Annotated in this window: 26 protein-coding genes; 13 read left to right on the top strand and 13 right to left on the bottom strand. The window is 51.7% G+C overall.

Annotated elements, in window-relative coordinates:
• From ACYVI1_RS27255 to ACYVI1_RS27240, 4 genes are all read left to right on the top strand, one after another.
• On the top strand, positions 1–1278 hold a 1278-nt coding region (locus ACYVI1_RS27255), incomplete at its 5' end, for a methylmalonyl-CoA mutase family protein (protein WP_460914338.1).
• 124 nt (positions 1279–1402) lie between these two features.
• Positions 1403–3028, top strand: coding sequence for a hypothetical protein (locus ACYVI1_RS27250; RefSeq protein ID WP_460914336.1), 1626 nt, complete (start codon positions 1403–1405; stop codon positions 3026–3028).
• Positions 3029–3174: 146 nt separating this feature from the next.
• Positions 3175–4860, top strand: coding sequence for a hypothetical protein (locus ACYVI1_RS27245; RefSeq protein ID WP_460914333.1), 1686 nt, complete (start codon positions 3175–3177; stop codon positions 4858–4860).
• A gap of 134 nt (positions 4861–4994) precedes the next feature.
• Positions 4995–5519: a pyridoxamine 5'-phosphate oxidase family protein gene (locus ACYVI1_RS27240; RefSeq protein ID WP_460914332.1), complete on the top strand. Its 525-nt coding sequence runs from the start codon at positions 4995–4997 to the stop codon at positions 5517–5519.
• Between the two features lie 42 nt (positions 5520–5561).
• On the opposite strand, the gene ACYVI1_RS27235 is transcribed toward ACYVI1_RS27240, so the two are convergent.
• Together ACYVI1_RS27235 and ACYVI1_RS27230 are read right to left on the bottom strand one after the other, a co-directional pair.
• Positions 5562–6512 carry a dihydrodipicolinate synthase family protein gene (locus tag ACYVI1_RS27235; protein WP_460914330.1) on the bottom strand — a complete coding sequence of 317 codons (951 nt, stop codon included), beginning with the start codon at positions 6510–6512 and terminating at the stop codon, positions 5562–5564.
• A gap of 5 nt (positions 6513–6517) precedes the next feature.
• Positions 6518–8122 carry a sodium:solute symporter family protein gene (locus ACYVI1_RS27230; RefSeq protein ID WP_460914328.1) on the bottom strand — a complete coding sequence of 535 codons (1605 nt, stop codon included), beginning with the start codon at positions 8120–8122 and terminating at the stop codon, positions 6518–6520.
• 154 nt (positions 8123–8276) lie between these two features.
• Here ACYVI1_RS27230 and ACYVI1_RS27225 point away from each other — a divergent pair, with 154 nt between their 5' ends.
• From ACYVI1_RS27225 to ACYVI1_RS27185, 9 genes are all read left to right on the top strand, one after another.
• The gene (locus ACYVI1_RS27225; protein ID WP_460914326.1) at positions 8277–9275 is read left to right on the top strand and encodes a bile acid:sodium symporter family protein; all 999 of its coding nucleotides are present in this window, start codon (positions 8277–8279) and stop codon (positions 9273–9275) included.
• A 163-nt stretch (positions 9276–9438) separates the two neighbouring features.
• Complete coding sequence (locus ACYVI1_RS27220) at positions 9439–9831, top strand: hypothetical protein (protein WP_460914323.1); 393 nt, start codon at positions 9439–9441, stop codon at positions 9829–9831.
• Between the two features lie 118 nt (positions 9832–9949).
• Positions 9950–11374 (top strand): GH1 family beta-glucosidase, encoded by a 1425-nt coding sequence (locus ACYVI1_RS27215; RefSeq protein ID WP_460914320.1) that lies wholly within the window; start codon positions 9950–9952, stop codon positions 11372–11374.
• A gap of 108 nt (positions 11375–11482) precedes the next feature.
• On the top strand, positions 11483–12766 hold the full coding sequence (locus ACYVI1_RS27210; RefSeq protein ID WP_460914318.1) for an acetyl-CoA hydrolase/transferase family protein: 1284 nt from the start codon (positions 11483–11485) through the stop codon (positions 12764–12766).
• 261 nt (positions 12767–13027) lie between these two features.
• Positions 13028–13261, top strand: a complete 234-nt coding sequence (locus ACYVI1_RS27205) for a DUF433 domain-containing protein (protein WP_460914316.1) — start codon at positions 13028–13030, stop codon at positions 13259–13261.
• A gap of 52 nt (positions 13262–13313) precedes the next feature.
• Positions 13314–14627, top strand: a complete 1314-nt coding sequence (locus tag ACYVI1_RS27200; RefSeq protein ID WP_460914314.1) for an AAA family ATPase — start codon at positions 13314–13316, stop codon at positions 14625–14627.
• A 74-nt stretch (positions 14628–14701) separates the two neighbouring features.
• The gene (locus tag ACYVI1_RS27195; RefSeq protein ID WP_460914312.1) at positions 14702–15079 is read left to right on the top strand and encodes a hypothetical protein; all 378 of its coding nucleotides are present in this window, start codon (positions 14702–14704) and stop codon (positions 15077–15079) included.
• Between the two features lie 110 nt (positions 15080–15189).
• Complete coding sequence (locus tag ACYVI1_RS27190; protein WP_460914310.1) at positions 15190–16131, top strand: ribose-phosphate pyrophosphokinase; 942 nt, start codon at positions 15190–15192, stop codon at positions 16129–16131.
• Positions 16132–16241: 110 nt separating this feature from the next.
• Positions 16242–16808 carry a 50S ribosomal protein L25/general stress protein Ctc gene (locus ACYVI1_RS27185; protein WP_460914308.1) on the top strand — a complete coding sequence of 189 codons (567 nt, stop codon included), beginning with the start codon at positions 16242–16244 and terminating at the stop codon, positions 16806–16808.
• 112 nt (positions 16809–16920) lie between these two features.
• Here ACYVI1_RS27185 and ACYVI1_RS27180 read toward each other — a convergent pair whose 3' ends face one another.
• The 11 genes from ACYVI1_RS27180 to ACYVI1_RS27130 form a co-directional block, all read right to left on the bottom strand.
• On the bottom strand, positions 16921–19257 hold the full coding sequence (locus tag ACYVI1_RS27180; protein ID WP_460914305.1) for a heavy metal translocating P-type ATPase: 2337 nt from the start codon (positions 19255–19257) through the stop codon (positions 16921–16923).
• Position 19258: 1 nt separating this feature from the next.
• Entirely contained in the window at positions 19259–19480 is a 222-nt protein-coding gene (locus ACYVI1_RS27175) for a heavy-metal-associated domain-containing protein (RefSeq protein ID WP_460914303.1), read from the bottom strand.
• A gap of 606 nt (positions 19481–20086) precedes the next feature.
• Positions 20087–20782 (bottom strand): hypothetical protein, encoded by a 696-nt coding sequence (locus ACYVI1_RS27170; protein WP_460914300.1) that lies wholly within the window; start codon positions 20780–20782, stop codon positions 20087–20089.
• A 118-nt stretch (positions 20783–20900) separates the two neighbouring features.
• Positions 20901–21272 carry a GntR family transcriptional regulator gene (locus ACYVI1_RS27165; RefSeq protein ID WP_460914298.1) on the bottom strand — a complete coding sequence of 124 codons (372 nt, stop codon included), beginning with the start codon at positions 21270–21272 and terminating at the stop codon, positions 20901–20903.
• A 2-nt stretch (positions 21273–21274) separates the two neighbouring features.
• The gene (locus ACYVI1_RS27160; RefSeq protein WP_460914296.1) at positions 21275–22111 is read right to left on the bottom strand and encodes a hypothetical protein; all 837 of its coding nucleotides are present in this window, start codon (positions 22109–22111) and stop codon (positions 21275–21277) included.
• A complete protein-coding gene (locus tag ACYVI1_RS27155) occupies positions 22108–22965 on the bottom strand; it encodes an ATP-binding cassette domain-containing protein (RefSeq protein ID WP_460914294.1) in 858 nt (285 codons plus the stop codon). Before ACYVI1_RS27155 ends, ACYVI1_RS27160 begins: the two co-directional genes overlap by 4 nt.
• 167 nt (positions 22966–23132) lie before the next feature.
• Complete coding sequence (locus ACYVI1_RS27150) at positions 23133–23369, bottom strand: hypothetical protein (protein ID WP_460914292.1); 237 nt, start codon at positions 23367–23369, stop codon at positions 23133–23135.
• A 108-nt stretch (positions 23370–23477) separates the two neighbouring features.
• On the bottom strand, positions 23478–23801 hold the full coding sequence (locus tag ACYVI1_RS27145) for a hypothetical protein (RefSeq protein ID WP_460914290.1): 324 nt from the start codon (positions 23799–23801) through the stop codon (positions 23478–23480).
• A 101-nt stretch (positions 23802–23902) separates the two neighbouring features.
• Positions 23903–25498 carry a peptide chain release factor 3 gene (locus ACYVI1_RS27140; protein WP_460914287.1) on the bottom strand — a complete coding sequence of 532 codons (1596 nt, stop codon included), beginning with the start codon at positions 25496–25498 and terminating at the stop codon, positions 23903–23905.
• A 115-nt stretch (positions 25499–25613) separates the two neighbouring features.
• A complete protein-coding gene (locus ACYVI1_RS27135) occupies positions 25614–25991 on the bottom strand; it encodes a DUF423 domain-containing protein (protein ID WP_460914285.1) in 378 nt (125 codons plus the stop codon).
• An 80-nt stretch (positions 25992–26071) separates the two neighbouring features.
• A complete protein-coding gene (locus ACYVI1_RS27130; RefSeq protein ID WP_460914283.1) occupies positions 26072–26728 on the bottom strand; it encodes a YggS family pyridoxal phosphate-dependent enzyme in 657 nt (218 codons plus the stop codon).
• Positions 26729–26903 lie beyond the last annotated feature (175 nt).

Here is a 26903-nt window from a genome sequence, read left to right as displayed (position 1 = left end):
CGTCGTCACGGTCAGCAACCCCCGGCCCCCCGCTCCCTGCTCCCTGCTTCTGGCTACAACGGCCCCCTCCCCGATGGCAGCGATGGGCTGGGCCTGATGCTGCTGGGCACTACGGGCGATAAGGTGCTGCCGCGCGAGGTGTATGAACAAATTAAGGCCGACACACTTCGCCGGGTGCGGGGAACGGTGCAGGCCGATATACTGAAAGAGGATCAGGCGCAGAATACCTGCATCTTCTCGACCGAATTTGCGCTCAAAATGATGGGCGACATCCAGCAATATTTCATCGACAATCGGGTACAGAATTTTTATTCCGTGTCAATTTCGGGTTACCACATTGCCGAAGCTGGCGCCAACCCGATTTCGCAGTTGGCTTTTACGCTCTCCAATGGTTTTACGTTCGTGGAGTACTACCTCAGCCGGGGTATGAACGTCGATGACTTTGCGCCAAATCTGTCGTTCTTTTTCTCGAATGGCATGGACCCCGAATATACCGTGCTGGGCCGGGTAGCCCGGCGCATCTGGGCGAAGGCCATGAAGTACAACTACCGGGCCAGCGACCGCGCTCAGAAACTCAAATACCACATTCAAACCTCGGGCCGAAGTCTGCACGCGCAGGAGATTGGCTTCAACGACATCCGCACAACGCTGCAGGCGCTGCTGGCCATTTATGATAACTGCAACTCCCTGCATACCAACGCTTACGATGAAGCCATCACGACCCCAACCGAAGAGTCGGTCCGGCGGGCCATGGCGATTCAGTTGATCATCAACCGGGAGTTTGGCCTGACCAAAAACGAAAATCCCCTGCAGGGCGCATTTGTTGTGGAGGAGATGACCGACTTAGTGGAAGAGGCTGTTTATCAGGAGTTTCTGGCCATCAACGAGCGCGGTGGCGTATTGGGCGCGATGGAGCGGATGTACCAGCGCAGCAAAATCCAGGAGGAGTCGATGTACTACGAAACGCTGAAGCACAACGGCGACCTGCCCATTGTGGGGGTCAACACGTTCTTAGACCCGGCGGGTTCGCCAACGATCGTTCCCACCGAGGTTATCCGCAGCACCGATGACGAAAAACGGTATCAGGTGGCCAGTTGCCGGGCGTTTCAGGCCGCCCATCAGACCGAAGCCGACACAGCCCTGGCGAATTTGCAGACTACTGCTTTAGCCAATGGCAACATTTTTGAGCAGTTGATGGAAGCGGCCAAGGTGTGTTCGCTGGGGCAATTGTCCAACGCGCTGTATGCCGTTGGCGGGCAATATCGGCGAAATATGTAACGTAGTATTACTTACCCATACCGTTCCCTAAAAGGCTTGATTATCAGGACAAATACGCGTAATTCCCCGTTGTTTTCGTGTGTCTTCCGGTTTAGCTTTACGGCATACCGAAAACCCGTCAGCCATGCCTTTCTTCGACCTTCATTGCCATCCCTCGTTTAAGTCAGCCTTACTGAACGACGATGTAACCGCGTGCCCAAACCCCGTTATTGCGGTCGACATTCAGCTCAACGTTCCGTTTTCATCCTGCGTAGAAAAATTAGTTGGCAACTCCTTGGATTCGCAGTCCAGTTTCGGCCAAATCCAGGGCGGCAGTCTGGTTGTTGTCAGTTTTCTCGCGTTTGAGCGGGTTTATGCCTTTGTTAGCGATCTCAGCAAAATAAAGAATTTAGGCGCGACAATTCTGGCGAATATGCGCCATCAGACCGAAGGGTATCACCAGCTCATGACCGCACGCGATATGGCCCATTTTCGGGCCTTTGCCACCCGGAAAGTCGGCCTTCGCCAGTACAAATTACTAAAAACTATAACGGAATACCCCAGCGAACCCGATCCCGAAATCATTTACGTGATTGCTTCGGTAGAGGGTGGGCACAATTTTTATACGCGCCCGAAACTGGCCGATCAGGAAGCCCATCCACAGGAAATTGTTAATCGGCTGGTGACCTGGAAACAACAGTCGGCCACTGATCCCGACCAATTTCCCCGGCTGCTGTATATTACCCTGGCCCACCACGGCCAGAACGCACTGACAAATCATGCCTGGGCCATTCCGGTTCGGTTTGCAACCAACACCGTCGATGTGGGTTCTTTCGACCCAACCGGCAATGGGCTTAGTGCCGTTGGTGAGCAGTTTTTGCGAATTGCTCTGCGCGAGAATCAAACCGAAAAACGCATTCTGGTCGATGTCAAGCATTTGAGCCTGGCGGCCCGCAAGCAGGTGTATGCCCTGATGCAGCGCGACTTTCCGGGGGTGCCGATTCTGGCAACGCACATGGGCGTGGCCGGAACGTCCTGGGAGCAACCGCCCATTTCCGATATCCGCTCGCCCGCCGACCGGCCCAGAAATTTTATTATCAGCTATAACAAACTTGGCGGATTCCTGCGCCGAATACCCCCCGATGCCACCAATGCCGGGCTGACCCGAATTCCGTTCAACCCCTGGTCAATTAATCTGTATGATGAAGACATTGTCCAAATTATGCGGTCGGGCGGTCTGATTGGGGTATCGCTGGATCGGCGGATTATCGGGGCAACCGTCGCGCAGGTGGGTATCGAAGACGAACGGTTCAGCAAAGCCGACATACCGCCGACGTGGCAATCGGGTCAGCCCAATCCCGTCTCTTTTTATCCACCCACGCCCCTGCCCCATGAATTCAGTGGCAATCAAAGTCTGGCCATTCAGGATATGTGGGCCTTCTGCCAGTCGGTTGTTCACATTGTGCTGATTACGGAACTGGCTAAAGGCAACCCACCCGGCGACACGCAGGTGCCAGCCACCCTTGATCCCTGGGCGCATGTCTGCCTCGGCTCCGATTACGACGGGCTGATTACAGCCCTGAAAAAATCACCCTCGGCCGAACACCTGCCCAGTTTATTCGGGCAGGAGATGAAAAAATTCCTGGCAATCATGGTCGATCACCTGAACACACACCCCATTTTCAGCAACCCCATTCAACTCCCTGATGATGTCATTGAAAAACTGAGTTTCAGCAACGGTGTCGATTTTTTGCGGGCGCATTTCGTGTAGCCGACAGGCCAAACCGTTTCATCTGCCGGTTGCCGTTAACAGCCCCATGTTGCTGGCCGACATAGGGCTGTTTTCAACTTTACGGGTAAACAGAACATTAAATTCAATTGCCAACCCTAATTTTGCCCGTTCATTTTAGTCTTCTTATGCTTGTTCACACCCCCCTCCAGAAAAATAGTCGGTTAACTGTATTTACGCTGCTTATTGGTCTGCTGATGGTACTGCCCCTGCTGGGGTACATTTTTTTTATCGGCCATCTGCACCAGAACCTGCCCATCTTTGATGACTACGTGGTTCAACTGGAGCTGACGCGCCTGAACGCGGCTCCCACGCTCCTGGGCAAGCTGAGTGTTTTGTTTAGCCAGCTCAATGAACACCGCATCGCCTATACCCGGTTCTGGTTCTGGCTCATTCACGCCCTGAACGGCACCATCTCTTACTCTGCCCTTACGGTCGTAGGCAATCTGTCGTTAGTGGGGATCTGGGCTTTTTTGACCTGGCTGCTGCTTCGGGCGGGCAACACGTGGCTGGCCGTAATTCCGCTTAGCTGGATATTATTTCAGGTCAATTATTATGAAAACTCGTTGTGGGGCATGGCCTCGCTGCAAAACCTGACCGTTCATGCCCTCTATCCATTGCTGTTTGGCTTAGTCACCAGCCCGCGCCGATGGCCCTGGATGGCCAGTTGGGGTGTTGCCGTGCTGCTCTGTTTCACGTCGGGCAACGGATTTATTGCCCTGGTGCTGGCCGCCGGTGCGTTGCTGTATCAACGCCGGTGGCGCGATTTAGTGGTCTGGGCGGTGCTCACGGCGGGATTGGTACTGGTTTATTTTGGGGCCTATAAGCGTCCGGCTGCGTTCCCGGTAAGCTACACCGACAGTTTCTTCGACAAGGTGAAGGCCACGTTTCTATTTCTGGGACCGCACGTGGACTGTTATTTTCAATCCTCAACCTACCGATACCATCTGCTGAATGGCCTGCTGGTTTGCCTGCCGGTGCTGGCCTTAACCGCCTGGAGTAGCTGGCAGCTCTGGCAATCCTGGCGCTCTCAAAAGCCACTCACCCAACCGCAGCGGGTGTTGCTCATTACCATCCTGATGGTGGGCTTCATTGGCCTGTCGGCGGGAGCAGCGGTCGAAAACCGGCTGAGTTTTTCGGGGTGGACCGGCCTGCTGGAAGGCCGCTATCGGCTCTATTCGACCATGCTCGTGCTGACGGGTTATGTACAGTTGATGGTCGTATTCAGTCGACAGCAATGGGTTGCTGACCGTTTGGCCTGGATTGCCCTCGGCGTGAGCGTGCTGATGTGGGTCGGCATTTTCAGGCGTCAGGTGGGCAACGCGTATCTGTTCCAGAACCGGGTGCTGACCTTCTACCAAAACTGGACGCAGGTGCAACCTCCGGCGACGCAACAACTGATTGCTACCGTGTTTACCCCGTCGGGCGAGGAGGCCGCTTTGGTAGCCAAACTGACACGGGAGATAGCGCCCAACCCGGCCACCTACCCCCTTCAGGATCAACTGATTCCGACCCTGGTGGAAGACAGCGAGAAGTACTCGATTGAGAACAGGCAGGTTCCTAACAGCCAGTTGCCGAACGAGTGGAACATGGTCATTTTGTGGGCCGACGACCATTATTTACTATTTCCGGTCTATCGCTTTCCTAATCCAGACGGGCGGTCGTTCTGGCTGAACCAGACCTGGTTCGTGAACGGCTACCGAACAGATTTGTTCAAGACATTTATGCCTGCAAAACGCTACCAGGCAGGCTTTCTGACGCTCCAAAACGGACAGCTTACCATCTACCGCACGTCCCGCATACTCACGCCGTGAGCGGATTAGTGACGTGAACGTACCGGCCCGGCGTCGTTTATCGACTGTCGACGCGCTGCGCTTCATGGTTGGCAAAACATAACTTGTCTACACGCAGTTTTGAGCACTCACCTTGTTTCTAAACGGCTCAGCTTATGCAAGACCCACGTCACGATGAAGACGGCCATATCAAAAACCTCACTGGCCCCGACGCGCTCAAAAAGCTCAAAGACCTCGCCGAAGGCATCTGTATGTTCACCACCTTTACCGATAGCCGACCGGCGCCCAGCCGCCCAATGGCCGTGCAGGGGGTAGACGAAGATGGCGCTCTCTATTTCTTCAGTGCAGCCTCCTCCGACAAAAACAAAGAGCTAACCGCCGACCCGACCGTGCAGCTCTTTTTCGGCAAGGAAGGCCCCTCCGAATACCTCAGCCTGTACGGCAGCGTCACCATCTCGCGCGACCGGGACAAGATCGAGGAGTACTGGAACCCCTTCGTGAAAACCTGGTTTCAGGGCGGTAAGGACGACCCCGACCTCACCGTCATCCGGGTGCAGCCCGAAACCATCCACTATTGGGATACTAAGAACAATCGCATGGTGGCTTATCTCAAGATGGCGGCCTCCTTAGTAACGGGAAAAACGATGGACGATGGCGTAGAAGGCGAACTGACGGTGTAGTTGCAGGGAGTTCGTTGTTTATCTAATGTACATTAAATCGGCTCATAAGCCGACGTCTGGAACCGATTGAGGAGTGAGCCGATTACGCCACTCCTCAACGGTTTCACCCAGCGCATCGAGCGCACGGCGCTGCTCCGCGCTCAGCAGATGTGGGTACGAGCGGCTGTGCAGCGTGATGGGTAAGCCCCGGCGCTGAAGAAAATATTTGGCACTCACGGGATAGTCGGCATGAATCAGCGCGTTGGTTCGGGTGAGTTCCGTTTGCAGCCACCCGACTTGCTGCTGCTGGCTGGGCGCATCGAAATTAGCGCAAAGCCAGACCACAAACTCAGGAAAGAAATTACCCGCAATAGCCGACAGGCCACGGGCACCCAGCCGAAGCGATGCCAGTGCATTGGGCAGGTGCGCGTCGTAGAACCCAAACGCCCGCCCGCGCAGAACCGCCATTTTCCGGGTAACATCCGGCACGGAGCAGGACGTATCTTTGTGGTAGATTATTCGCCCGGTAGCGACGAGTTCCTCAAGCACAGGAACGCTCACCAACCGTTTGTAGGGTACCGGGCATTCGTATAAACCCAATGGAATATCTCCTGTTAATCGGAGCAGCTCATGCAGGCGGCTCAGGAACACGCCATCGGATTCGTCTGCGGCAACGAGTTGATTCGTAATCAAAATGACGGCATCAACGCCGGTAGCATACATCTTTCGGATGAAGGCGGCCTGCTGCCGGATTGTACCGCCAAACGTGCCCGACGCGACCACCGGCACCCGTCCTTTTGTTTGTTCAACCACCTGCCGGGTGTGGTCCAGGCGTTCCTGCTCACTCAGGTAGTACATTTCGGTAGACAGACAGTTGGCAAACAGACCCGCAGCCCCGGCCCGCAGGTAAAACTCGATTAGGTGTTCCAGCCCACCCACGTCGATTCGGTTTTCGTTGGTAAAAGGCATCAGCATGACCGGAATGAGGCCCTGCGGCAGTAGCGTTGATTTCATGTGACTTACGACGGGTTGTGTTGATTCAGAGCAACGGGTTCAGGCAGCTTCTGACGCAGTCGGCTGCTCAGAAGCAGGCCCGTCAAAAATATTGTCAGCGTTCCGACAACAATGGTCATGTGGGTGTGGAACGGATTTTGCAGAAAATGCAGCTGATCGGGCAGTAAGTAGGAAAATGTCATCCAGAGAATGACCAGAACGCCCAGAATGACGGCTGTCAGGGCTTCGGCACTACGGGCTTGGCGGGCAATGAACCCAACTAAAAACAGGCCCAGCATGCCCCCTGCAAAAATACCCGACAACTGCCACCAGGTGTCCAGCACGCTCTTAATTCCAATCATGGCAACGCCAACGGCCATACCCGCCACACCGAAAAACGTGGTTGTTACGTAAAGCACCCGCAGGGCCTGCCGCTGCGACAGGTTCGGGCGCACATACCGCTGATAGAGGTCGATGGAAAAAACGGTGGCGGACGCATTCATCCCCGAACTGATGGTGCTCATAGCCGCCGACAGGATAGCAGCGACAATCAGCCCAACCAGGCCCTGCGGCACGTTCGTAACCATAAAATGCGGCATGATCCGGTCGCCAATGTCAGCGGGTGTCAGTTGGGAAACGAACCGGCTGATTGCCTGCGGACTGGCGCCGGGAAGTTTTTCGGTGGCAACCTGCATTTTTACCGCATTCATCAGGTCAGGATGGACCTGATAATAAGCAAACAGGGCCGAACCAATGATAAAAAACAGGAAAGATGCCGGTACGTAGATCAGTACGCATATCCAAACCGACCGGCTGGCCTGCCGGGATGAAAGGGCCGTATGGTACCGCTGAACGTAATTTTGATCCATGCCGAAGTTGTTCAGGTTGATGAAAAACCCGTACAGGAGCACCACCCAGAATGAACTCCGGGTAAAATCGGGCGAAAAACTACCAAGCGAGAATTTATCGTTTGCCTGGCCAATGTCAATGATGCGGGCGACTCCGCCCGGAAGGTCCGCTACAATCAGGCCAATGATCAGCAGCGCCCCCAGCGTTTTGATGATGCCCTGCACCACTTCCGTCCAGATCACGGCTTCCATCCCACCCAGCACGGTGTAGACCGTGATACATATCCCCGTGACGATCATAATCGAGACGAGCGGGAAGCCAGTAAGCGCCTGGAGCGTTAGGGCAACGCCGAAAAAGATGGACCCCATGCGGGCCAGTTGAGTCAGCAGAAAACAAACGACTGTGTACGATCTGGCCCAGGGACCAAACCGTTTCTCGAGGTGAGTATAGGCTGATATTTCGCCGGTATGTCGGTAAAAGGGAACAAAAAAGCGCGACGCGACCCAGGCCGCCAGGGGCATGGACAAGCTGAAGACAAACGAATTCCAGTTGCTGCCGAATGCCTTGCCGGGCACCCCCAGAAACGTATTGCTGCTCAGAAAGGTGGCATACAGCGATAGGCCCACGGCCCAGCCCGGAATCAGGCCGGAGGCTGTAGTGAACTGGTCGGCGTTCTGGCTCCCCGCCTGTTTGTTCTTACGGGAAAAGTAAACGCCGACGGCCACCATACCGGCCATATAGAGGGCCAGAACCAGGAAGTCGAGTAGAGGCAGGTGGTTCATACCGAGGACTGGGTTGGCGAACAGCCGTTAGCAGCGGCTGATACCAAAAGCTATTTTTACCTGAACTTACTTGGACCGATGGCTGGACTGACCCTTCTGTTTCATGAATCCGTCGTAGGTAAACGAAATCGGTCTGGACCCGGTTACTCTTCGTATGGCAAAAGCGTCTTTTGGTTCGTTAATGGCCCGCGTTGGGCTGGATTGGTTTATTCTGGCTCTGCTGGCCATGATCGGGCTGGCTAAACTGTGGCCCGGCCCCGGCATTCAGGAGGGGCCGCTGTCGGTAGCGTCGCTGGCGGGTTATGGCGTCACGCTGATCTTTTTCTTCTACGGCCTACGCCTGAATTTTGCTCAGTTGCGGGCAGGCCTTCAGAATTACCGGCTTCATTTGGTCATTCACCTGACCACGTTCCTTGTTTTTCCGGCGGTGGTGCTGGCCGCCCGTTCGTTGCTGATGACAACCGACACGGCCTTGCTCTGGCTCGGTATTTTCTACGTAGCCGCGCTGCCCTCAACCGTATCATCGTCGGTCGTGATGGTGTCTATTGCGGGCGGCAATATCCCGGCGGCCATTTTCAACGCCAGCATCTCCAGTCTGATAGGGGTATTTATTACGCCCCTCTGGATGAGCTTCTTACTGGCGAATACGACGGGCCAGTACGACCTCGGCAGTGTTATTGGCAAGCTGACCCTTCAGGTTATTGTCCCGGTTGTGCTGGGTCTGTTGCTGAACCGGCGGCTGGGTTGGTTTGCAGAGCGGCATAAGCAATCCCTGCGTTATTTTGATCAGCTTACCATTCTGCTCATTGTGTATACGGCCTTCTGCGAGTCGTTTTCGCGGCATCTGTTTGCCCGGTATACGGCCCGCGATCTACTGTGGCTGGCGGGTCTGATGCTGGGGCTATTTTTCCTGATGTTCGGTTTCGTTCACCTGGTTTGCCGCCTGCTGAGTTTCAATCGGGAAGACCGCATTACGGCCCTGTTCTGCGGCTCCAAGAAGTCGTTGGTGCAGGGCAGCGTGATGGCGACTGTACTGTTTCCGGGCAGCCTGGCCGGTATTGCGCTCCTGCCGATCATGCTCTATCACGCCCTGCAACTCATTGTGGCCAGTATGCTGGCGCAGGCAATGGCCCGCCGAAACCAGAAAGACTAATTTTCTGACAGGATTACAGCCGGGCCAAAACAAATTTATCCTGCTTTTAGGCCAATTCGGGAGCCGAAAAATGGCATTCGACCATAAGCTCATCGTGCTCATTAAACCCGGCCGGGCAATTTTTCTCTAACCGTCAGTAACACATAAACTACACAATCTGATCATGAAAAAGACACTCATTGCCGCCTTTGCTTTCCTGACCCTAACCACCGGCGTTTCGCTGGCCCAGCGCGTTTATTCGAGGCCGTTCGACAATCGCCCTCCACAGTACGGCGGACGTGGCTACGACCAGGACCAGAACCGGGACGAGTTGAAAATTGAGCGCATCGACGACATCGTTGGTTTATCGCGCCGGCAGGAAAAGCAACTCCACAAGATTGAAGACCAGTATGACCGCCAGATGGCAACGTCGCGGCTGACACCGGATGGCTATCGGCAGCTTCAACTTCGGAAACGGCAGGATATGATGGCCGTGCTGACCTCCGCCCAACGCGACCGCTTGTTTGTTCAGCAACAGTACCGCCCCCGCAACGCCCCCTATGGCCGTCGCGGTTAGTATCGCTACCCTCACCGTAACCTGATGAATCCCCAGCCTGGTATATTAACTTATCAGGCTGGGGATTTTTTGTTGATAGCAATCGGTTAATTTTACAAGTTATCAGACTGCCCAACGAGTGACGAATCGACCTGACTCAACGGCTACTCCGCCGAATTTTAACCGTTCCGATTTTGGCCCGGACTTCGTTTGGGGAACCGCCACAGCCGCTTATCAAATTGAAGGGGCCGTTGACCGCGACGGGCGAACGCCCTGCATTTGGGATACGTTCAGCCGTCAGAAAGGCAAAATTAAAACCGGCGAAACTGCCGATAGTGCCTGCGAATTTTACGACCGCTACGAATCCGACCTGCTCTTACACAACGAGTTAGGACTGACTGCCTTTCGGTTCTCACTGTCGTGGTCGCGCATTTTGCCCGATGGCGTTGGCCCGGCCCAGGGTGGCCGCATCAACGAAGCAGGTTTGCGTTTCTACGACCGCCTGATCGACCATTGCCTTGCGCTCGGCATTACCCCCTGGATCACCCTCTACCACTGGGACTTACCCCAGGCACTCGAAAACAAAGGCGGCTGGCCCAATCGTAATATCATTCACTGGTTTGCCGACTATGTAGACGTTTGCACAAAAGCCTACGGCCTTAAAGTGAAGCACTGGATTATTCTCAATGAACCGATTGCGTTTTCGGTACTCGGCTATTTCACGGGCCAGCACGCCCCCGGCCGGCGGAGTTTTCGGAACTTGCTGCCGGTCATTCATCATACCGCCCTGGCACAGGCCGAAGGTGGGCGAATTGTGCGGGCGAATGTGCCGGATGCCCAGGTTGGCACAACGTTTTCGTGTTCGCCCATTACCCCCTTTACTCCCCGCGACCAGGCCGCAGCCGCCCGTGCTGACGCCCTGATGAACCGACTTTTTATCGAACCAGCCCTCGGATTGGGCTATCCAACCAAAGAACTACCGTTTCTGGCGGGTATTGCTAAAAAAGTGGCCAAACCCGGCGATATGGAGCGGCTGGCTTTCAACTTCGATTTTGTTGGACTACAGCATTATTTCCGGGTGGTGGTTGAGCAATCCTATTTCATCCCATATCTGTGGGCAACTCAGGTGTCGCCCCTCCGACGGAACGTGCCGACCATCACCGAAATGGGCTGGGAGGTTTATCCCGAAAGTATGTACCAGGTTATCAGGCAGTTCAGTCAGTATGAAGGCGTCAAAAAAATCTACATTACCGAAAGCGGTGCCGCCTTTTTCGATTCGGTCGAGCAGGGTCAGGTCAATGACCGGGCGCGGGTGGAGTACCACCAGAGTTACCTCCGGCAGGTGTTGCAGGCCAAACAGGAAGGTTTACCAGTAAACGGTTATTTCGCCTGGACGTTCTTAGATAATTTCGAGTGGGCTGAAGGCTACCGGCCCCGGTTTGGCTTAGTCTACGTGGATTTCCGAACCCAGCAGCGCATCGTGAAGGCATCCGGGCGATGGTTCCAGCAACTACTCACGGCGGAGGTTCCTCAAATCGTGTCGGCTCTACCGTCGAATCTCTGACACAAATCGATAAGCCAGAAAAGTCAATCATTTTTCAAACTCCTCCGTTCGCTCAGGCGTTATTGTTTTCACGCCTGGAACAGCCAGCGCCTGTTTCAGATCTTAACTATGCCAGCCATTCTTCCCATTACCACTCCCGAACAGGCCGTTTCAGCCATTCAGTCGGGCAATCGGGTATTCATCCACAGCGTTGCCCAGACGCCCCACGTACTTATCGACGCACTGGTGGCGCAGGCCGACCGTCTGCGCGATGTGGAAATATGTCACATTCATACTGAAGGCCCCCTGCCCTATTTAGACAAGAAATACCGCGAATCATTCCGGCCCAATTCCTTCTTTATCGGGGCCAATATGCGGAAACAGTTAGCGCAGGGCATTGGCGATTATGTTCCGGTATTTCTGAGCGAAGTACCGCTGCTGTTCCGGCGGAAAATTCTGCCCATCGACGTAGCCCTGATTCAGGTGTCGCCCCCGGATGCACATGGGTATTGCTCCCTCGGCCCGTCGGTGGATGTTTCCTTAGCGGCCATTCAGACGGCTAAATACGTCATTGCCCAGATTAATCCGCGTGTGCCGCGCACCCACGGCGACGGGCTGATTCCGGCCTCGATGCTCCACGCGGCCATTGAGGTCGATGAACCCCTGTATGAAGTGTTACCGGGTGAAATCAGTGCGGAAGACCGCAAAATTGGGCAGTACGTGGCCAGTTTAGTCGAAGATGGCGCCACGCTTCAACTTGGCATCGGCGGCATTCCGAACGCAACACTGGGCGAACTGATTCACCACAAAGGGCTGGGCATTCATACCGAAATGTTTTCAGACGGCGTGATTGATTTGGTGGAGCGGGGCGTCATTACGGGCGAACACAAAACGGTTTTGCCGCACCGCATCGTGTCGGCGTTTGTGATGGGCAGTCAGCGTGTATACGACTTTATCGACGATAACCCCGGCGTGGCCATGAAGCAGGCCAGCTACACCAACGATACGGCCATCATTCGGCGGAACCCGAAGGTAACGGCCATCAACTCAGCCATCGAGATTGACATGACCGGGCAGGTCTGCGCCGACACCATTGGTACGGTTCAGTACTCAGGTGTTGGCGGGCAAATGGATTTCGTGCGCGGAGCCACCCTTTCGGAAGGGGGCAAGCCGATTATTGCCCTGCCGTCCACAACGAGCAAAGGATTGAGCAAAATCGTGCCCTTTTTGAAGGAAGGTGCGGGCGTAACGACCACCCGTGCTCACGTTCATTACATCGTCACCGAGTTTGGCATCGCCGACCTCTACGGGCAGAATCTGCGCCAGCGTGCCCGCGCCCTCATCCACATCGCCCACCCCGACCATCAGGAAGAACTGGAACGGCAGGCGTTCGCGCGGTTTGGACACGTATAGAAGGGGAGAGAAAAGGAAGATTTCTGCTGCCAGTCAGCGCCTGCTAAGTCTATTTAAGATTTATCCCTTGTGAGGGCTGCGAGTTGTGGACATCCACAACGACACACTGGACCTAACCAGAAAAAAGAGTCTGTTCGGCTACAGTACCAAGCGCGAACGGAGAGTATTTGTAGTAACCGCGGAAATACATTTTTATGCCTAAGTGCCGCTTTCGTGCTGACGCTAATTTCATAGCTTTGTCCCTTAACCGATTTCAACATCATGCAACAATTCACACGCATTACCCTTGACCCCGAAGTCATGGGCGGCAAGCCCTGCATTCGGGGGATTCGGGTCACGGTCGGCACCATTGTAGGTCTTGTTTCGGTAGGCTACTCGACAGAGAAAATTTTAGCGGCTTATCCGTATCTTGAAGCTGATGACATCCGCGAATCATTGGCGTTTGCGGCTTGGCGGGTCGAAGAAATTGAGGTGTCTCTCTCCCGTGCTGCATGAAGTTAGTTATAGACATGAATTTTTTACTCGCCTACTTTACCGACAAAAAACTATGCTGATTAACTCACTCGGCCTAAAGAATTTCAAGTGCTTTGAAGAACTCGACGTAAAGTTTGCCCCTATTACTATACTGACGGGTGCAAATAGCAGCGGCAAGAGTTCGTTGATCTACGCAATTTTAGCTGTTTTACAAACAGAGCAATTTCCTTTCTATTTGTCGCCCAACGGTAAGTATGTGAATATGGGAAGTTTTGAGGAAGTAGTATTGGGAAAAGATATTCAGAAAAATATCTCGATAAAATTTTCTATAAGATCCAATTATTTTGATGAATTATATTACAACACTACTTGGAAAGGTGATAGTGGTGGGTTACCTGTATTGCATAATTTAGAATTAAAAAACAAACGCTTAGAATTATCGATTAATATGAATAGTGGAAACTATTCAGTTAACTTAAGTTTATTTAGCCAGCATAAAAACAAAAAGCTTCCAGAAGCTTTTATTCTTACAAGTATCAAAGGTAGGTCACAAGACGAATTTATTATATCTACTGAAGGAAATTTGATATTCAATAATATTAAGTTCCCTTCAGCAGATAAAATGATTAGAACTTTTCTTTTACCCATTTTAGAAGATTTTCGAAATTACTCCATTGGTGGCATAGGAGTATCCCCTTATGCATTACAGTTATATAATTTTAATTATATAGGCTCTTTTCGCTTACCCCCTGAAAGAACATATTATCAAAAGACAAAAGCTGAAGCTAAAATCAGTTCTTCTGGAGAAGGATATATTGATCAAATTATGGAATGGGAAGTGACAGACCCTAAAAAGCTTAATGAATTAAATCTTTTATTAAAAGATTTACAGCTATTTGACGAAATACAATCCAATAAAAGCAAAGGGGGTAGATTCGAACTCAATATTAAAACACCTAATTCTGCCTTGTACAATTCTTTAGTAGACGTTGGTTTTGGAATTAGCCAATTTCTGCCAATCATCGTAGCCGATTTACAACTCTCTGACCAATCCTGCCTTGCCATATCCCAACCTGAAATTCACCTACACCCCAAAATTCAGGCACAATTTGGCAACTACTTATCCAATCAAATTAAGAAGACCCAAAAGCAATATATTGTTGAAACTCATAGTGAGTACCTACTCAATCGAATTCGTCTTTTATTAGTCACTGGAGAATTAAAACCAGAAGATGTACGAGTACTATATTTTGAAAACGACGGTGTGAAAAGCACGGTGCATGATGTTGAGTTTGCAACCGATGGACAAATTAAAGGCGCACCGCAGGGGTTCTTTGATACCTACGGACTTGATGTAATGAACATTGCGATGAATGCTGTAGCATGATAAAAGATTTATTCGTTGACAATAACGTCGCCAAGAATTTCAAGAATCCCGCTGACCCGGAATACCTAAAATTAATGGATTGGTTATTCAAAGAGGGACATTTGGTACTTACCCAAAAACTACTTGCGGAATATCATGCCAGTAATCAGGGTAACTTTGGGCGGAGTATTATCACCATAATCAACCAATTGACAGTAAGCGGGCGGTTAGTCAAAATATCTACTGATGAAATGAAGGCCGTGAAATTTCCGAAGCGGCTGGATGAGAAATGCCTGAAACTGAATAAAGACTACTGGCATTTGAAGGCAGTCCTGCTCTCCAACCGAAAAATAGCCATCATCATCGACAAAGCTTTTCGGGATGCCGTGAATAGCCACCCAAAGTTTGATGGCGTACAAGCCTGCGCCGTTGCCCGGCCTGAAGAAATCGATTACGACAATTATACCGTTTAGGCTACAGGACCTTTTCATATGGCCAACTGGTTTTCCTAAAGAAACTTCAAATTGATTCAATACCCTGCCCGTTTTTTCCGTACCTTTGCGGGAAATTTGTCGGGCACACCATGGCATCGTTTAATCCGGTTAAGATTTTTTCGGGAAGTCAATCCACGTATCTGGCCGAAAAAATCGCGCATTACTACGGTAAAGACTTAGGCGGCTACACCTGCCGACGGTTCAGCGATGGGGAGATGTCGCCCAGTTTTGAGGAGTCGGTCCGGGGCTGCGATGTATTTCTGATTCAGTCTACGCCCCCACCCGGTGATAACCTGATGGAACTGCTGCTGATGGTGGATGCTGCCCGGCGGGCCTCGGCTCACTATGTTACGGCCGTTATTCCGTATTTCGGCTATGCCCGACAGGATCGGAAAGATAAGCCCCGCGTGTCGATTGCCGCTAAGTTAGTAGCCAACATGCTGGCCGCATCGGGTGTCGACCGGTTGATGACGATTGACCTTCATGCCGGGCAAATTCAGGGCTTTTTTGACTTCCCGGTCGACCACCTGGAAGGAACGTCGGTTTTTGTACCGTACATCAAAAGCCTGAACTTAGAAAATCTGGTGGTTGCCTCGCCGGATGTGGGTGGCGCCAACCGTGCCCGCACGTTTGCGAAGCATTTCAACGCTGACATTGTGCTGTGCGACAAGCACCGCAAACGAGCCAACGAGATTGCCTCGATGCAGGTCATTGGCGATGTTGAAGGGGCCAACGTGGTGCTGGTAGACGATTTAATCGACACAGGCGGCACGATGGCCAAAGCAGCCCAGATTATTATGGAAAAAGGCGCCTTGTCGGTGCGGGCCGTATGTACGCACCCGATTATGTCAGGAAAGGCGCACGAAAACATTGCCAGCTCGGTGTTACAGGAGTTGGTTGTGGCCGACACGCTGCCCATGCAGCAGGCCAATCCAAAAATCAGAGTGCTGTCGGTGGCGGAGTTATTTGCCAAAGCCATTGGCCGCATTCGTGACCATGAATCTATTAGTTCACTGTTTATAAAGTACTGAATGATTGAATTTTGAATGAGCGAATGACTGAATAAACCATCTCGTCCATCATTCACTAACTCAATCATTCTATCATCGCACCGGCGACCCGGTCAAAATTAAATTTTGTCATGAAAAAAATCGAGATTGTAGGGTATCAACGAGCGAATCTCGGCCGCACGGAATCACAAGCGATTCGGGCCGAGGGCAATGTTCCGTGTGTGTTGTATGGTGGCGAAGATCAGGTGCATTTTTATGCGCCGGCCATTCTGTTCCGCGACTTAATTTATACGCCCAATATTTACGAAGTTGCCCTCAACATCGAAGGTGACGAGTACCGGGCTATTCTTCAGGAAACCCAGTTTCATCCGGTAAGCGATGTACTGGTGCACGCTGATTTTCTGCTGATAACGGACAAAAAACCCGTTAAGATTGCCGTTCCTGTCCGGTTGGTCGGTACGGCTCCGGGTGTGCAAAAAGGAGGCAAATTAGTAACCCGCGTCAGGAAACTGCGCGTGAAAGGGGCTATTGAGAATATTCCTGATTTTATTGACGTGGATGTATCTGGTCTTGACCTGGGCAAATCCGTCCGCGTTGGTCAGATCCCAGTGAAAAACATCGAGATGCTCGAACAGGCATCGAACCCGGTAGCCAGCATCGAAATTCCGCGTGCACTGCGTGGTACGGTTGCCAAATAAATCCGGCCGTTTACCGGCTGTCTTTTAAGGCTGATAGATTGATAAAAAGCCCCGCCAGATTTCTGGCGGGGCTTTTTATCGTCAGGTTGTGGCGTTGGTTGGCGTAGCATACTCACAATTTCATGCCGCGCAGCCGCAGGCTATTGCTCACAACCGACACGGAACTCAGGGCCATTGCGGCTCCGGCAAGCATCGGATTGAGCAGAAAACCGAATGCCGGGAACAACACGCCGGCAGCAATTGGGATGCCAACCAGGTTATAAATAAAGGCCCAGAATAGGTTTTGCCGAATAACCCGAACCGTTTGCGTCGACAACTGCAATGCTTTCGGTACGCTGGTCAGGTCGGAGGTGATGAGCGTTATCCGGGCGACGTCCATTGCAATGTCGGAACCCTTCCCCATGGCAATACTGATGTCCGCCTGAGCCAGTGCCTGCGCGTCGTTGATGCCATCGCCAACCATCGCAACCACCTTGCCAGCCGCTTGTAATGCCTTCACAAAATTGGCTTTATCAACGGGCATCAGCCCGGCTTTATAGTGCTGAATCCCAACCTGCCTGGCTACGGCGGCTGCGGTTTGACTCGTATCGCCGGTCAGCATGTAGACGTCAATTCCCCGGCGCTGCAATGTGTCAACGGCTTGCTTCGAGGTGGCTTTCACCGGATCGGCAATGGCAAGGATGGCCAGTACGTTCTCCAGTCTATCAACTCCAGTCCGGGACCCTCCAGTCCGGGACCCTCCAGTCCGGGACCCTCCAGTCCGGGCAAAAAAGATGACGGTTTTAGCCTGCTCCTGCCATTGACTGGCTTGCTGAATCAGGTCATCCGATAAGGCAATCTGGTTCTCTGTCAGAAGAGAATAGTTACCTACAAAATACGTATCGTCCTGATAATTCGCCATCACACCCCTGCCTGTCAGGCTGTCAAAAGAATCCAGTGCTACCGATTCTACACTGGTCAGACAGGCTGTGACGGCTTCGGCCAGCGGATGTTCGGATTGTGCTTCCATCGACAACAGCACGCGCTGTACCTGCGTTTTCTCCTTGTCGGATACCGACCAGTACTGGTCGGTTACAACGGGTTTTCCGGCGGTAATGGTGCCGGTTTTATCGAGCACAACGGCATTGACCCGCTGGGCTACTTCCAGGCTTTCAGCATCTTTAATCAAAATATTGTTTCCGGCCCCTTTCCCAACGCCCACCATAATTGCCGTTGGCGTGGCCAGGCCCAGCGCGCATGGACAGGCGATGACCAGCACGGTTACCGAGGTTAGTAAGGCTGTTGTAAGCGAATCGGACCCCAGCACCAGCACCTGACCAAACAGCGCCCAGATAACAAACGTCAGCAGGGCGATGCCCAGCACGACCGGCACAAAAACGCCCGCAATTCGGTCAACCAGTTGCTGCACGGGAGCTTTACTTCCCTGGGCCTCCTGCACCTGTCGGATGATCTGGGCCAGGAGGGTATCAGCTCCCACTTTTTCGGCCCGGAACCGAAAGCTTCCTTTCTGGTTAATCGTTCCAGCGAAAACAGGGTTACCAGCTTGTTTTTCGACCGGCACCGGCTCCCCGCTTATCATGCTCTCGTCTACATACGAACGCCCGGATTCGACCCGTCCGTCTACGGGAATTTTCTCGCCGGGCCGAACCAGCAGCAGATTCCCCGCCCGCACGGATGCGATAGAAACCTCACGTTCGCTGTCGTCCTCAATCAATCGAACCGTTTTCGACTGCAGGCCCATGAGTTTTTTAAGCGCCGATGATGTGTTTGATTTGGCCCGTTCTTCGAGTAGTTTACCCAGTAGGATAAAGGCAATTACCACCGAAGCGGCTTCAAAGTAGACGTGCGGATGCTGACCGCGCTGATGCCAGAATTCGGGATAAATCGTGTTGAATGCGCTGAACAAAAACGCAATGCCAGTGCTAAGCGCCACCAGCGTATCCATATTGGCTTTGCCATGACGGGCCTGTTTCCAGGCGTTGACGAAGAACAATCGACCCAGCCCGAACACAACCGGGGCCGATAAGGCCATCATGATCCCGTTCGCATACGGCATACGCATGAAGAACATCCCAATCAGGACGACCGGCACGGATAGAATCAAGGCCCAGATCGTTCGTTTTTTAATGTCCTCGCTTCGTTGTTGCCTGGCTTCTTCCTGTACCCGAAACGGGTCTTCGGTTTCCACCACAAGATCGTAGCCCACCGCCCGAACTGCCTGTTGCAAATCGGGCGGTGTTACAGCAGCCGGATTGAACTGCACCCAGGCAGTTTGACTGGCGTAGTTTACGCCGGCATCGCTAACGCCGGGCGTATGCTTCAATGTCGATTCAACGCTGACGGCACAGGCCGCGCAACTCATCTCCAGTACGGGAAAGGTTTCCCGAATTTCCGATGACGGACTGGCTGGTGTGCTTCGTTTCTGTTGCGTAATTACCTCGGTTGACATGTCAGTTCAGCAACTCAGCTTTATAGCCAGCTTTTTCAATGGCCTGTTTCACAAGGGCAGCATCGCTCGTTTCAACGGTTAGTATTTTATCCGGACTTTGCGTATCGACCTGCCAGTGCCCGTCGCCAACGGCTTCGTTGAGAAAAGGCGTTACGGTGGCTATGCAACCGCCACACTTGATATTGGTTTTAAATCGGGCTGATACTGGGTTGAGTGTTTCCATATTGGTTGTTTATTACATAACAAAGGTCGTCATTGACAGGTGCGTTAGTTTTACACAATTGTTGGTATGTGTTATATAGTATTCGCGCCGTTTTGAGGAGACCCAGCAGGAGTCTGGCTACAAGTTCTACCCCAGTTAGTAAGACTATAACATTGGTATTCAGTAGCTTTCATCAATTGTTTTGTTCACAGAAAAGGCCTGTTTCCAGCAATTCCCCACTTGTATACTGGCACGAATCTGAACCGAGAGCGCATTTTTTGCGCGTTAAATAATTTTAGCCGTTTATTATCGTTTTATTAACAGGATATTGCAACCTTTGCAGTATCACGCAGTTAACATAGAAGCCTGTTTTCTTGTACTGTAAAAGAAATTGCTTAGTTTAGCGCAAACGATCCTTTACAAAGGGAAGGTTGAACATCAAGATTTGGCGGCCGCCCGGTCGCCGGTCTTGAAATGGTGTGGATAGAAGCGGAAAGCCGCTCCGATTTTCGGAGCGGCTTTTTTGTTTTCTGCCGAATTACAAGACAAAAAGTTACCTGCGTACAAGTAAAATGGGGATGGCAGCGTATATACCTCCCTGTGTCCGCCCGTATAGTTCACTATTTACTACCTAAGCCATTTCAAGGCCTGCCCTCGCAACTGCACTTCAGCTTTTGGTGAAACGTCAGTCGTTAATGTGTTAACGGATGTATTGTTTAAGTAGATGCCACTCGAATCCTGCACACTTGCGTGGACTGACGTATACCGGTCGGCAGTTCCCAGCACGGCAAAACTATGCTGGCTAATAGTTAGGCTAAAGGCATCTGAGATGGTTAGCTTATGTGTTCGGAGCCGACTGTTCATCAACATAATCCCAAGTTTGTCAGTCGTAAAATCCGATACCGTCAGCCGGGAATTTGCTGCGCGCAGCGTTTGCAGGGTAGGCAGCCGGAGCACCAACCGAATAAGAATACGATGTTCAGGACCGGCGTCGTCACGGGGGCTGTTCTTGTATCCGCTGTAGTCGGGAGTGAAGTTCACAAAAAGCGTATCGCCCTGTTGTTGGCTGCGGTAAAATTTCACGTCGCCGGGTTCAATCAGCGCCTGCGGTTTATCGGCACTCTGTAAAACAATGATTTCATTAATCGGTGTGCCTTCGATCACTACGTGTTTCGCCGAAGGCAGGCTTCGTTTCTCGAAATGCTGATACGGATTACGCCAGTCAATTTTATCGTACTGCTGTTTAAGCAGCACATCGGTCGCAATCATGCTGGTGAGCGTCACAACAGCAAGGATTGCCAGGAGGATATAGCTTGTTTTCATGGCTGACAGACAATGGAGAGTGTATAATGGAACAGGATGAACATGCGCTCAGGCGTAGCTTTATTCTACATTTTCCATTGCACATTATTCATTAAGTTATTGCACATAATTCATTAAATTATTGATAATGAGCCGCTACGAATTGCTCATAGCGCGTTTCAATCTCTGGCAACTCAATGCCCAGCAAGTACAGATTCCTGAAGAAACCCGGCAGATCGTGGGCTAAAAACTGTTCGCGCCGATAGGCCCGGATGCGGTCGGGGGCTTCGTCGGCCACAAAGTAGCCAATACCCCGTTTGTTGGCAATCACCTCCTTCTGACTCAGGAATTCATACGTCCGCATCACTGTGTTGGGGTTTACTTCCAGTTCAGCGGCCAGGTCGCGCACCGACGGTATCTTCTCGCCCACCGGCCATCGGCTCAGTAGCACCTGCTCGCTGACGTATTCAGCAATTTGCAGGTAAATGGCTTGTTTGTCCCGAAAATCCATCGTTATACCTCCCGTTCTTTAAGCCGAACATACGCTGTTAGGTATAGCAGGATTACCGCGATGATTCCCACCAGGTAGCGAATCTGATTACCAATCGGTTGGGGCAACTCGACCGTTCGATACCGATACTGCTCCGTGGGCGACATAGCATTGGCGTCGGTGAACGGAGTAGGACTGCCAATTCTCCCCGAACCGGTCAGTGCATGCAGCAGAAAATTATTACCGAAGTGACTGAAAATCAGCAGCGCAAAGGCAATCACAACGACTAACGGCAATGTATATCGGCGGACCAGCAGCGAAAAGGCCATCGTGAACGAATGCAGCAGGGCCGTAAACACCCACAGTTGCTTCGGTATGTCGTCCATACTTTTTTCACCGAAAATGGACCGGAGTTCAAAAAGACTGCCCTGCTGACGCATCATATCCAATTGTTCGGGCGACCAGTCGCGGTTGTTGACATAAGAAATCCACATCGCATCGAACAAAGCAAAAGTGGATGCGTAGACAACCACAAAGCCTACACCCGAAATAAGCCAGATCAGCAGGAGTTTCTCAAGCTGCGATGCGGGTTGCATGAAGTAGTTAATGGCCCGTTCTTTCTGATTCAGAACCGCCGTCTGCTGCACGGTAAACACATACCAGCAGGGCCATCCTAACACAAAAAAGAGTACAAACCGTTGCTCACTGACCGCACCCGGAGAGCCCTGATAAGCCATTGCACTCGCCACCAGCAAACCGCCGATGAGCAAGCCAATGTTTGCACCTAAAGCTCCCCGGTTATCGGTAAAATACTGGCGCAGCAGACGCCCAAAACGGGTTATTGAGAAAGTCTGATTCATACGTTTGCGTAGGTTGAGGTGGCCGAAAATATATTCTTAATACGCGCTGGGTCAGCCTGTACGGCATTGAACAGCCGCTCTAAATCTAATCGGCTGGGCTCGCCCGTGCGATTTTCGGCAATAACGGCATAGCCACCTACCGCCCGTTCTGAATAAAGCACCGGGCGACCAATGTCCAGATCGGCAACCATCCCGAACCACAGCCGCCTGGTGATTTCTTCTACACCTGCTTTGAGGGCAATACCCCGCTCGGACAGAATCACAATAGGGTCGATGAGGGTTTCGAGGTCGCGCACCTGGTGAGTCGAAATCAGCACCGTCCGCCGGTCATCAACGGCTCCGGCTACCAGCCGCCGGAACTGGCTCTTCGACGGAATATCCAGCCCATTGGTGGGTTCATCCAGCAGCAGGACCGCGGTGTTCGTTGCCAGCCCGAAACCGATCAGTATTTTCTTTTTCTGACCATACGACAACTCGTTCAGTTTCTGATCGTCGGTCAGGCCAAACTCGCGAACGTAATCCGCCATTTGTTCCCAGTCGAAACGAGGATAAAATGGCGCGTTGGAGTCGATGTATTGCCGAATTCGTACCGATGGCAGATAAAATTCTTCCGGCACCATGAACAAGTCTTCCAGAAAGGCGGGCAGGCGTTCACCAGGTCTGTATGTACCAACCTGAATGCTACCGGCTTTGGGATACAGCAAACCAGCCAGTAACCGAAGCAGTGTTGATTTACCCGCCCCGTTTGGGCCAATCAACCCATAAATTGAACCGGGTGCAAGCGTCAGATTTAATCCTTCGTACAATGATTTTCCGCGCCGGTAGCCAAAGGACACATTGCGTAGTTGAATCATACAGGAGAAGTTGTTATAGTGTATTAGATAAATAGTACACTGCAATAGTACGTATTCTTAGCTCTACAAGTCAAGCAACGGCTGTTATTTATTTTTCACAAGATTTATGCAAGCATAAAAAAAGCCTCTCTTACTGAGAAGCTTTTTTACGAATAAGGGGTATTTAATCAATTCTCAGCCGTTTTTTTGGCTGTTTTCTTCATCATTTTGGCGTCATGCTTCATTTCTTTTGCCGCATCTGCTTTCATGTGGTCGCCCTTCATCTTAGCTTCTTTTTTTTCCATCTTGGCATCGTGCTTCATCTCCTTCATCTCCATTTTTGCCTCTTTCTTTACCTTATCCTGAGCGAAAGCAGCACCTGTCATCAGCAGGGTGGCAGTGGCAATGATCATTAGCTTTTTCATGTATGTATTTGGTTTAAGTGGTAGTGACTCAACTACAACCCGCCAGCCTTCGGAAAGTTTCGGCTAATCAGTAATCTGCAGTTGAACACGTCCGGCGAGTGCCAACAATCAATTGCCTGGCTTCGTCGATTTCTTACGGGCTTTCACCGACGACGCGCTGGTTCGGGTACTGCTGCGGGCATCAACTTTTGTCGTTTGCTTTGTCGAACTACCAGCCCCCTGAGCCTGAAGTTGTTCATTTGTTAAACCGGTTCCGGCAGTAGCCCCGTTTGTGGCATCCTGCGTATTGGCCGCCGACGAGGTTGAGCCAGTGGCATCAGTTGATGAACTGGTTGCAGCTTTGCTGCTTTTGGCGCGTCGGGGTTGTTGCTGCGCCAGGGCTGTTCCGCTGAGGAGGAATGCGAGGGCAAGGGTTGCGAGTGAATTTGTCATGACTTTACACTGATTAACGTGAGTAATACCTTAACAACTCCACTCGCGGCAGGGAGTTTTATTCAGACTTGAAAAATCTATACGAAAAGGTCTTGTGAAGGCTACGCAGCCACTTTAAACTCCGATGTGAGGTGGAACGTGATATCGGGGTTATTCTGCTGATTCATCCGCAGCATCCAGTCAGACTCGGCCAGGAAAACCGGATTCTTATCTTTGTCATACGCAATCTGATTCCCTTTCAGGCGGATGAACTCCGTCAGTTTGACCGGATTTTCGGCGGTGATCCAGCAAGCTTTAGTGTAGTTGAGCGGCACCCATCGGCATTTGGCGCCATATTCATTTTCTAATCGATACTGGATGACTTCGAACTGAAGCTCACCAACCGTACCCACTATTTTTCGGTTACCCAACTCCAGGGTAAACAATTGAGCGACGCCCTCATCCGTCAGTTGTTGAATGCCCTTCTCCAACTGCTTGGATTTCATGGGGTCAAGATTGATAAGTTCCTTAAAAATCTCGGGCGAGAAACTTGGAATGCCCTGAAACTGTAGATCTTCACCCTCGGTCAGGGTATCGCCAATTTTAAACGTACCGGTGTCATACAGCCCCACCACATCGCCGGGGAAACCCTCATCGACAATGCTTTTGCTGTCGGCCATGAAACTAAACGGACTGGCAAACCGCACGTTTTTATCCAGACGGGTGTGGTGATAAAACTTATTTCGTTCAAACACCCCGGAGCAAATACGCAGGAACGCAATGCGGTCGCGGTGACGCGGGTCGAGGTTGGCGTGAATTTTAAAGACAAACCCACTGAAATTTTTCTCGCCGGGCAGCACTTCGCGGGTAGCCGTCGGGCGGGCGATGGGTTCGGGCGAGATGTCGCAGAAGCCTTCGAGCAATTCTTTCACCCCAAAATTATTGACCGCCGATCCGAAGAATACCGGAGCCAACTTCCCGTCGAGATACGCCTGCCGGTCGAAGCTGTCATAAACGCCATCAATCAGTTCAACATCTTCGCGAAGTTGGGCGGCATCGCGCTCACCCACTTTCTGGTCGAGCAAGTCGTCGGCCAGGTCAATGGGCAGTACATCGGCCTCGACTTTGGTCTTGTTTGCTTTAAAGAAATATAATTTTTTCTCGATGAGACTGTAAACACCCTTAAAGTTGGACCCCATGTTTACCGGCCATGTCATGGGACGCACCCGGATGTTGAGTTTCTCTTCCAGTTCGTCTAAGAGGTCGAATGGGTTGCGGCCTTCACGGTCGAGTTTATTGATGAAAATGATCACCGGCGTATCGCGCATCCGGCAAACTTCCATCAGCCGCTCGGTTTGTTCTTCCACGCCTTTCACGCAGTCGATTACCAGAATAACGCTGTCTACGGCAGTGAGTGTTCGATAGGTGTCTTCGGCAAAATCTTTGTGGCCGGGCGTATCAAGGATATTTATCTTCAGCTTGTCGTACTCAAATGTCATCACCGACGTAGCCACGGAAATTCCCCGCTGCTTCTCGATTTCCATGAAATCTGAGGTTGCCGATTTCTTGATTTTGTTTGACTTTACCGCCCCGGCAGTTTGAATAGCACCCCCAAAAAGCAGTAGCTTTTCGGTGAGCGTAGTTTTCCCGGCATCGGGGTGGCTAATAATGGCGAACGTCCGCCGACGAGCGGTTTCAGCCTGTATATTTGTTTGCATTATTCTCAGAATCAGAGGACAAAGATACGAATTGAATGATGAATTATGACCGGGCTGGCGTTCCAGTGATGAATGATGAATTGGCTGACGCATAAGCCTATCATCATTCATCATTCTATAAAAAAGCCCACAGCAGCAGTGCCCAGCCTGCAATCAGGGCCAGGCCGCCCAGTGGTGTGATGGCACCGAGCCAGGTAATGCCCGTGAAGCAAAGCACGTAGAGTGAGCCGGAAAAAATGAGTACACCCCCCAGAAATGAATACCCGGCCCAGTTGAGCAGTTTAACAATGGCTGGATTGCTGCCAAATGTATGCATCAACAGGCCCACCAGTATAAGGGCCAGCGCGTGGTAGAACTGGTACTTAACGGCGGTCTCGAACGTAGCCGTTCTTCCCGACGCATCGAGCATGGCGCGAAACGCATGAGCGCCAAAAGCGCCCAGCCCCACGCCAAGTAACCCTAACACCGCACCTGATTGAATGAAGAATTTCATGGAAGTAGCCTGGACGGCCACGTCCGGGTGAGAGGATGAGATTATTTTCACCCGGACGTGGCCGTCCAGGCTACCTTACATTATCGACTCCCAAAAATAGCACTCCCTACCCGAACCAGTGTGCTGCCTTCCTCTATGGCAATGCGGTAGTCGCCACTCATGCCCATCGACAGTTCACTGAAGTGAACAGCCGGGCGCTGACGTTGAGCCAGTTTGTCATAGAGTTGTTTCAAGCCTCTGAATTCCCGGCGAATTTGGTCGTCGTCGTCGGTATTAGTTGCCAGTCCCATCAGGCCAATAATGTTGACATGATGCAGATTGCTTACTGTCGGCTCATTGAGCAGCGCTTCGGCTTCGTCTGGCGAGAGACCAAACTTGGTTTCTTCGCTGGCGATGTGAATTTGCAACAGACAGTCGATGATGCGATTGACTTTAGCGGCCTGCCTATCAATTTCCTGGAGCAGTTTCAGGCTATCGACCGAATGAACCAGCGTTACAAACGGGGCGATGTATTTAACTTTGTTGGTTTGCAGATGACCAATTAAATGCCACTCGACATCGGCGGGCAATTGGGGCTGTTTATCCGTCATTTCCTGTACTTTGTTTTCCCCAAACCGACGGCAGCCCGCTTCGTAAGCCTCCAGTAGCAGTGCAACGGGCTTCGTTTTGGTAACAGCAATTAGCCTGGCTTTAGTCTGTAATTCAGTCTCAATCACGCGAATCGTTTCAGCAATCATATTTTCTATAGTAGCGACTTACTAACTGTCGTTTGTTAATATTGTACAAATATAAGTTTGAGAACTACGTAGAAACGTGTAGTTTTTGGCCGAAATACATAATAAACTGCGCCAACAGCACAATAATTCATGTGTTGCTTTGGTTTTGGTAACGACTTAAACTGCAACCACCCAC

This window comes from Spirosoma areae (assembly GCF_054781775.1).
The sequence above is the reverse complement of the archived record's forward strand: the minus strand, read 5'-3'. Positions and strand labels throughout refer to the sequence as shown.

Bases quoted from the DNA above. Each gene is read 5' to 3' on its own strand.
- ACYVI1_RS27185 (WP_460914308.1), top strand. From the start codon at position 16,242: ATGAAAAAAATCGAGATTGTAGGGTATCAACGAGCGAATCTCGGCCGC.
- ACYVI1_RS27150 (WP_460914292.1), bottom strand. From the start codon at position 23,369: ATGAAAAAGCTAATGATCATTGCCACTGCCACCCTGCTGATGACAGGT.
- ACYVI1_RS27175 (WP_460914303.1), bottom strand. From the start codon at position 19,480: ATGGAAACACTCAACCCAGTATCAGCCCGATTTAAAACCAATATCAAG.
- ACYVI1_RS27250 (WP_460914336.1), top strand. From the start codon at position 1,403: ATGCCTTTCTTCGACCTTCATTGCCATCCCTCGTTTAAGTCAGCCTTA.
- ACYVI1_RS27160 (WP_460914296.1), bottom strand. From the start codon at position 22,111: ATGAATCAGACTTTCTCAATAACCCGTTTTGGGCGTCTGCTGCGCCAG.
- ACYVI1_RS27240 (WP_460914332.1), top strand. From the start codon at position 4,995: ATGCAAGACCCACGTCACGATGAAGACGGCCATATCAAAAACCTCACT.
- ACYVI1_RS27195 (WP_460914312.1), top strand. From the start codon at position 14,702: ATGGATTGGTTATTCAAAGAGGGACATTTGGTACTTACCCAAAAACTA.
- ACYVI1_RS27200 (WP_460914314.1), top strand. From the start codon at position 13,314: ATGCTGATTAACTCACTCGGCCTAAAGAATTTCAAGTGCTTTGAAGAA.
- ACYVI1_RS27230 (WP_460914328.1), bottom strand. From the start codon at position 8,122: ATGAACCACCTGCCTCTACTCGACTTCCTGGTTCTGGCCCTCTATATG.
- ACYVI1_RS27210 (WP_460914318.1), top strand. From the start codon at position 11,483: ATGCCAGCCATTCTTCCCATTACCACTCCCGAACAGGCCGTTTCAGCC.
- ACYVI1_RS27245 (WP_460914333.1), top strand. From the start codon at position 3,175: ATGCTTGTTCACACCCCCCTCCAGAAAAATAGTCGGTTAACTGTATTT.
- ACYVI1_RS27180 (WP_460914305.1), bottom strand. From the start codon at position 19,257: ATGTCAACCGAGGTAATTACGCAACAGAAACGAAGCACACCAGCCAGT.
- ACYVI1_RS27165 (WP_460914298.1), bottom strand. From the start codon at position 21,272: ATGGATTTTCGGGACAAACAAGCCATTTACCTGCAAATTGCTGAATAC.
- ACYVI1_RS27220 (WP_460914323.1), top strand. From the start codon at position 9,439: ATGAAAAAGACACTCATTGCCGCCTTTGCTTTCCTGACCCTAACCACC.
- ACYVI1_RS27170 (WP_460914300.1), bottom strand. From the start codon at position 20,782: ATGAAAACAAGCTATATCCTCCTGGCAATCCTTGCTGTTGTGACGCTC.
- ACYVI1_RS27130 (WP_460914283.1), bottom strand. From the start codon at position 26,728: ATGATTGCTGAAACGATTCGCGTGATTGAGACTGAATTACAGACTAAA.
- ACYVI1_RS27235 (WP_460914330.1), bottom strand. From the start codon at position 6,512: ATGAAATCAACGCTACTGCCGCAGGGCCTCATTCCGGTCATGCTGATG.
- ACYVI1_RS27205 (WP_460914316.1), top strand. From the start codon at position 13,028: ATGCAACAATTCACACGCATTACCCTTGACCCCGAAGTCATGGGCGGC.
- ACYVI1_RS27190 (WP_460914310.1), top strand. From the start codon at position 15,190: ATGGCATCGTTTAATCCGGTTAAGATTTTTTCGGGAAGTCAATCCACG.
- ACYVI1_RS27140 (WP_460914287.1), bottom strand. From the start codon at position 25,498: ATGCAAACAAATATACAGGCTGAAACCGCTCGTCGGCGGACGTTCGCC.
- ACYVI1_RS27145 (WP_460914290.1), bottom strand. From the start codon at position 23,801: ATGACAAATTCACTCGCAACCCTTGCCCTCGCATTCCTCCTCAGCGGA.
- ACYVI1_RS27155 (WP_460914294.1), bottom strand. From the start codon at position 22,965: ATGATTCAACTACGCAATGTGTCCTTTGGCTACCGGCGCGGAAAATCA.
- ACYVI1_RS27135 (WP_460914285.1), bottom strand. From the start codon at position 25,991: ATGAAATTCTTCATTCAATCAGGTGCGGTGTTAGGGTTACTTGGCGTG.
- ACYVI1_RS27225 (WP_460914326.1), top strand. From the start codon at position 8,277: ATGGCAAAAGCGTCTTTTGGTTCGTTAATGGCCCGCGTTGGGCTGGAT.